This window comes from Mycobacterium sp. (assembly GCF_049281135.1).
Classification (GTDB): Bacteria; Actinomycetota; Actinomycetes; order Mycobacteriales; family Mycobacteriaceae; genus Mycobacterium.
Genome location: NZ_JBAPRN010000688.1, coordinates 1 through 6,337, shown reverse-complemented (window position 1 = coordinate 6,337; position 6,337 = coordinate 1). Strand labels below are relative to the sequence as shown.

Below are 6,337 nucleotides of genomic sequence, written 5' to 3'. Positions count from 1 at the left end.
TCACCGCAGACGCGCGCTATGTGCTGATAAAAATCGGTAGGTACCCCGGGGGGTAGGCTGCCGCTGGCCACGACGTATCGGGCGGAGGTCGCCGCGGCGCGAAGTTCGTCGACACAGAGCGCCCGTTCGGCAGATGTCAGTTGCGGGCCCGGGAGCACAAAGCGATACTGCTGCCCGCTGTCTTGCTCGTTGACGGTGAAGCTCTCTCGCGTCCGGCCGGCGATCTTCACTCGACGGAACGGAACATTCTCTCTCGCAAGGAGGTCAGTAACGACTTCCCCGATTGGTCCACCGGCGGGGAACACCGCTGTGACCGGCGAACCGAGGACGTGAGCAATGCGGGCCACATTGATGCCGCCACCACCGGGATCATGTCGGGCATCCTGACAGCGAAGCTTGTCGGTGGGACGAACCTGGTTCACACTCGTTGTGATGTCGAGGCACGGATTCATCGTCAACGTCACGATCGGTACCGAATTTCGCTGCGGGACAGCGTGAATGCTCATCACATATCCTAGGCGCGCTACAGGCCGGTCGGATAGGTTTCGGGGGTCTCACCCGCAACCCACCGGCTGGTCACTTCAAGCGGCTGAAGTGCCCGGGTCTTCTCTATGTGAATCATCGCGTCGAACTGGTCCGCCGGGCGGACGTGGAAGTAGTGGCTTTGCATTTCTGTCCCGGGCCGATAGATCACGCCGATCGCGCGGCCCAATCTGACCACATCCAGTGCGGCGCCGGCGGCACCGGCGGATGAGACAGCGAACGCCCGGTGACCCGTCTCGTGGAACAGCTCTTCGACGCTTCCCGGCAACCCGGGCCGGACATTCTTCCGTTCGGCCATGTCTCCCCACTGGCTGGCGGCGGTCACGGTTCCGGTGTAAGTGCTGAACCCGATCAGCCGGGCGTCGTCGCGGTACCGTTCGCGGACGAGCTGACCCAACGTCAGCTGACCGTCGACCGACACTTCCGTTGCCCGAGCGTCACCGACATGAGAGTTGTGTGCCCACACGACGATTCGTGCTGGCGTGGCCTGCCGCTGGCGGTCCAAATGGGCGAGTAACGCGTCCAGCGTCTGGGCCATGTGCTGGTCTCGCAGATTCCACGAGGTCACCCGATCGCCGAACATGGCCCGGTAATAACGCTCGGCGTCGCGAACGACTTGTGCGTTCTGCTCGGCATAGAACAGCTCATCTTCGCCGAGCAGCCCGTCGCGGCGCGCGTAGGCCAACGCATTTCGCTGGATGTCGACCAGCTGATCGATGGCTTCCCTCTCACAGGACAGGCCGGCCCCGAATGCCGCCCGGAATCCGTAAGCCTGGCCGTCGTCAGCGGACGAGACGTGGTCGAAGCACGAGTACCGAGAGCGCGCACGGGCCGCAGCCATCGGATCGACCTTGTCGAGAAAGCTGACCACCTCCTGCATCGAACGATGCAAACTGTAGAGATCCAGTCCGTAGAAACCGGTTTGACGCCGATCCTGCGTTTCGCAGAGCCGATTGTCGGTCCGCAGCCAGTCGACAAAATCGCGGACCACCGTGTTACGCCACATCCACGACGGGAACCGCTCGAAGCCGCGTAACGCTTGCTCCCCAGTGCTATCCTCCCCCATGCCGCGTACGTAGCGGTTGACCCGGTAGGCGTCGGGCCAGTCCGCCTCCGCGGCCACTGCGCAGAACCCCTTCTCCTCGATCAGCCATTTCGTTATCTCAGCTCGGGCCTCGTAGAACTCGTGCGTGCCGTGCGAACTTTCCCCGATGAGAACGATCCTCGCGTCACCGATCAACTCGGACAACATCTCTCGGGGCGGGACACCGCCGGGAGCGTCGACGGCGACGCGCCGGATGACCTCGGCCGCCGTCTCTGCGGCAGGCCCCGCTGTCGACGCGGTAGTCGGGGTGGCGAGGAGGGTGCGAACTTCTTCGTCGCTGACCTGACTGAAGTCCCAGAACGACGCTCCCACAGCGAAAAATGGGGTGGGCATGGACGCGCAGACCATGTCGTCAACCAGACCGGCGAATTCGCGACAGGTCGATTCCGGTGCCGATGGCACCGCAATCACAATGTGCGCGGGTTCGGCTTCCCGCAGTGCTTGCACCGCGGCGAACATGCTGGCACCGGTGGCTAATCCGTCATCGACCAGGATGACGGTCTTACCCGTGACGTCGACCGGTGGACGCCCGTTGCGGTAAGCCGCTTCCCGCCTGACTAACTCGCGCCCCTCGCGTTCAGCGACATCTCGCAACTGCTGAGGGGTGATACCTAGGCCTCGAACCACATCGTCGTTGAGCACGACGCGGCCGCCGCTGGCGAGCGCGCCCGCCGCGAACTCCTCGTGGCCCGGAACGCCGAGCTTGCGAACGATGAATGCATCCAGCGGCGCATGCAGTGCGGCCGCGACCTCCCATGCGACCGGCACTCCGCCTCGCGCCAGACCCAGGACCACCACGTCGGGTTGGTCACGATAGGCCTGCAACAGGTCGGCCAACACCTGGCCGGCCTCACGGCGGTTGCGGAACAACCGATCTGGAGTGTCCTTGCCGAGGATGATCGCTCTGCTCATCTGGTGGTCCTCACTTCCTCGCGGATGGCGCCGCTGTCCAGGCGGCAGATGAAGTGGCGGACCCGCAGCCAAAGGGGCGCAGCTGCGGGCCCGCCTCGCAATCTGGTCAGTTAGCCGACGCGATCGGAACGTGCTTTTCGGCCGGCTTGGCCTCGTCGATGGCAACGGAGACTGTCACGATGCCTTTGTCGTAGGTGGCCTTGACATCGTCTTCGTCGGCACCGGCCGGAAGCGACACCGTGCGGACAAACGACCCGTAGGAAAACTCCGAACGCCCTTCGAATTCTCTCTTCTCGCTGCGCTCGGCCTTAATGGTCAATTGTCCGTCGCGCAGGCTGATGTCGATGTCCTTCGCCGGGTCCACACCGGGGATCTCGGCCCGTACTTCGTAATGACCGTCCTTCATCTCATCCTCAAGCCGCATCAACCTGGTGTCGAAAGCTGGGCGAAGTCCAGTAAAGGAAGGGAATGTCGCGAACAGCTCAGCGAACTCGGGGAACATCGAGCGCTGCTGACGTTTAACGGGAAGGGTACTCATTCTGATCTCCTGCTAGTGGGTTCGTTACCTACCCAGAGGATTCGACCACTCGGCCCGACGCTTCAGTAGGGGCAGAAGTCCCGTCTTGCTGAGGTCGTTCGTCGGCTCGCTGCGAGATTCCCGCATACCGCGACACTCGGGCCGTAAAGGGCCCTAAGGCAGCGACCTAGGGACCTATGACTCTGCTCGACGCCCGCCCACATCCTTAGTCTCAGCTGCAGTGAGCCCACCAACACGGGAGGACGGCTAATGCCTACGGACGCGGAGAAACATCAAGGCATCGTCGTAGGTGTGGACGGGTCGCCCTCGTCGAAGACGGCGGTGTGCTGGGCCGCGCGCGAAGCGGCAATGCGCAACGTTTCGCTGAGCCTCATCCACGTTATCGAGCGGCCGCCATGGGGACTCCTGGCTTTAGGAGGCGGCGCTGTTCAGCCGCCCCCCGACGCTCTCGAGTGGCAGAGAACCGAAGGCGCGGAGATCATTTCAGCCGCCGTCAAGATCGCCAAGGACAGCACACAAGATCGTTGCATTCCCGATCTACACGCCGAAGTGTATTTCTCGGCGATCGCTCCGACCCTTTTCGAATTCTCCAATCAAGCGCAGATGATCGTGGTCGGCTCCCGTGGCCACACCGCGGTAGGCCGCGTCCTGCTGGGCTCGATCAGCACCGGGCTGATCCACCACGCCCGCTGCCCGGTGGCCGTTGTGCACGGCGGGGCGCAGTCCTCCTCGGAGCGCTCGCAGTTGCCGGTGGTGGTCGGTATCGACGGGTCGCCGGCATCGGAGACGGCGACAGCGATCGCGTTCGAAGAAGCGTCCTGGCGCGGAGTCGAGCTCATCGCCATCCACGCGTGGTCCGACCAACACAAGTCCGACGCTCCAAGCGATGAGTGGCCGAGCATGCAAGCCGTCGGAGAGAAAGCACTGGCCGAGCGGCTGGCAGGCTGGCAAGAGCGTTTCCCGGATGTCGTTGTGCGACGCCGAATTGTCAGCGATGCTCCGGCTCTTCATCTCCTGGAGGCGGCCGAGTCGTCGCAGCTCGTCGTCGTTGGCAGTCACGGCCGCGGCGGATTCGCCGGCATGCTGTTGGGCTCGGTGAGCACGGCCGTCGCACAGGCCGCCCACGTACCAGTGATCGTCGCCCGACAACAGCGGCAGCCGGGTAGCTGAAATCTTTTCCACTGCAATACCTTCGGAGGTCAAAATATGCGCGGCATCCCGATCGGACGTATCGCCGGGTTCCCGGTCAAGGTCGACTGGGGCGTGCTGGTCATCTTGTGGCTGTTCACCTGGAGCCTGGCTTCGACGCTACCCACCACCGCCGCAGGCTTCTCCTCACGGACCTATTGGGTGGCCGGTGCCTGCGGCGCCGCCGTTCTCCTCGCATCATTGCTTGCCCACGAGCTGGCGCATGCGATCGTGGCCCGGCGTGCCGGTATCCAGGTTCTCGACGTGACGCTGTGGCTTTTCGGCGGTGTGACTCGTCTCGGCGGTCAAGCTACGACGCCGAGGACCGCCTTGCGCATCGCCGTCGCTGGACCCGCCACGAGCCTGCTGCTGGCCGCCCTGTTCGCCGCTGCCGGTATGGAATTCCGAGTCCTGGGCGCCGGGACCATCGTTGTCGCTGTCGCATTATGGCTCGCCGGGATCAACGGTCTGCTAGGCCTTTTCAACCTGCTGCCCGGTGCACCATTGGACGGTGGACAGGTTCTGCGCGCGTGGCTCTGGCGGCGCCATGGCGACCCGGCCCGGGCCGCATTGAGCGCCGCGCGGGCCGGTCGCGCTCTCGCCTACACCCTTATCGCATTCGGGTTGCTTGAATTTCTAGCCGGAGCCATGGTCGCGGGTATCTGGTCTGCGTTCATCGGTTGGTTTATTTTCACCGCCGCGCATACCGACGAGGTGCAGTTGCTGACGCGCGACGCGCTGTCCGGCGTGCGCGTCGCCGACGCGATGACGCCCAACCCGCATTGCGCCCCGGCGTCAGTGACCGTGCAGGATTTCATCGAGCGTTATCTCCTCGGTGACCGGCATTCGGCGTACCCGGTGACGGGCCATGACGGAACCATCACAGGGCTGGTGACACTGGCCGAATTACGTCACGTGCCGCTCGAGAGTCGCGCCGCCACCCTCGTAGGTGAGATCGCCTTGCCGTTCAATCACGTCACGATTGCAAGCCCCGACGAGGCGGTCACCACGCTATTGGAGCGGTTGGCGTCCGGTCATGGAAACCGGGCGCTCGTTGTCGATGGCGGGCGCGTGGTGGGCATCGTTACCGCAACGGATCTCACCCGCCTGGTCGATGTGCGCCGACTCGCCAGACCCACCGCCGTTGCGTACGGACACTGACCTCATCGACAACACGACCAACGACAGAGGAAGCTATGACTCACACCCGAATCGGCCCCACAGTCATCGTCGGTATCGACGGTTCGCAAGCCGCGATCCATTCCGCTGAATGGGCCGCAGATGAGGCCGCCGGTCGCGAGGTGCCGCTCCTCCTGCTGGCCGTCCTCAAAACCACACATTCCTCCGCGGAGGATTACCACCGCGATCTCGCACACGCCGAGACCTCCCTGCGGGCGGCGCGAGCCGTAATCGAGGCGAAAGGAATAGCGGTCAAAATCGAAACCGATATCCTGCGCGGCCAACCTGGTGTGATCCTCGTTTCAGAATCCGACAGCGCTGAGATGGTGTGCGTTGGATCCACGGGAATCGATCGCTACTCCCGGGCGCTATTGGGCTCGACCGCAACCGAAGTCGCGGAGAAAGCTCTTTGCCCGGTGGCGGTGATTCGTTCCCAACCGGATCAGCGGGGACCCGCCATCAACTGGATCGTGGTAGCGATCGACGACTCGTCACAACGCGATCTTGTGATCGATCAGGCGATGAGAGAAGCAGAGCTGCACAAGCTTCCGGTGCTGGCCATCGGTACCGACGGGTCCGAAGCAGCGGCTCACGAACTCAACGACCGGTTGGAGCCCTGGCGACGCTGGTTCCCAAATGTGCGCATCTACCCCGTGACGACACGCGACGGCGTAACGGATTTCGTGAAGCACAACGATGACCTGGTGCCGCTTGCGGTGATCGGCGGCGCCGACGCCGGCCAGCTTGCTCAGATTGTCGGCCCGTACGATCACCCGATCTTCCGCCATCCCCAATCTTCGGTACTCATCGTTCGTGAATAAATCTGCCGCCAGCACAATCGGCGTTAACAACGAAAGGTGGTGCCCTCGAAG

The 6,337-nt window shown here is 63.6% G+C and carries 6 protein-coding genes; 3 read left to right on the top strand and 3 right to left on the bottom strand.

The window, feature by feature from the left end; all coding sequences use genetic code 11:
* The 3 genes from WAN02_RS27630 to WAN02_RS27620 all read right to left on the bottom strand — a co-directional run.
* Window positions 1–506: 1-phosphofructokinase family hexose kinase (locus tag WAN02_RS27630; RefSeq protein WP_422268397.1), on the bottom strand; the 506-nt coding region annotated here is incomplete at its 3' end.
* Window positions 507–523: 17 nt separating this feature from the next.
* A complete protein-coding gene (locus WAN02_RS27625) occupies window positions 524–2,560 on the bottom strand; it encodes an erythromycin esterase family protein (protein WP_422268395.1) in 2,037 nt (678 codons plus the stop codon).
* A 106-nt stretch (window positions 2,561–2,666) separates the two neighbouring features.
* Window positions 2,667–3,098: an Hsp20/alpha crystallin family protein gene (locus WAN02_RS27620; RefSeq protein WP_422268393.1), complete on the bottom strand. Its 432-nt coding sequence runs from the start codon at window positions 3,096–3,098 to the stop codon at window positions 2,667–2,669.
* A gap of 249 nt (window positions 3,099–3,347) precedes the next feature.
* Between WAN02_RS27620 and WAN02_RS27615 the strand changes: the two genes are divergently transcribed.
* Genes WAN02_RS27615 through WAN02_RS27605 form a run of 3 tightly spaced genes read left to right on the top strand, consistent with a single transcriptional unit; the run spans window position 3,348 to window position 6,286 of the window.
* Window positions 3,348–4,268 carry a universal stress protein gene (locus WAN02_RS27615; protein ID WP_422268391.1) on the top strand — a complete coding sequence of 307 codons (921 nt, stop codon included), beginning with the start codon at window positions 3,348–3,350 and terminating at the stop codon, window positions 4,266–4,268.
* Window positions 4,269–4,304: 36 nt separating this feature from the next.
* Window positions 4,305–5,447: a site-2 protease family protein gene (locus tag WAN02_RS27610; RefSeq protein ID WP_422268389.1), complete on the top strand. Its 1,143-nt coding sequence runs from the start codon at window positions 4,305–4,307 to the stop codon at window positions 5,445–5,447.
* Between the two features lie 35 nt (window positions 5,448–5,482).
* Window positions 5,483–6,286 carry a universal stress protein gene (locus WAN02_RS27605; RefSeq protein WP_422268387.1) on the top strand — a complete coding sequence of 268 codons (804 nt, stop codon included), beginning with the start codon at window positions 5,483–5,485 and terminating at the stop codon, window positions 6,284–6,286.
* The last annotated feature ends 51 nt before the right edge of the window (window positions 6,287–6,337 follow it).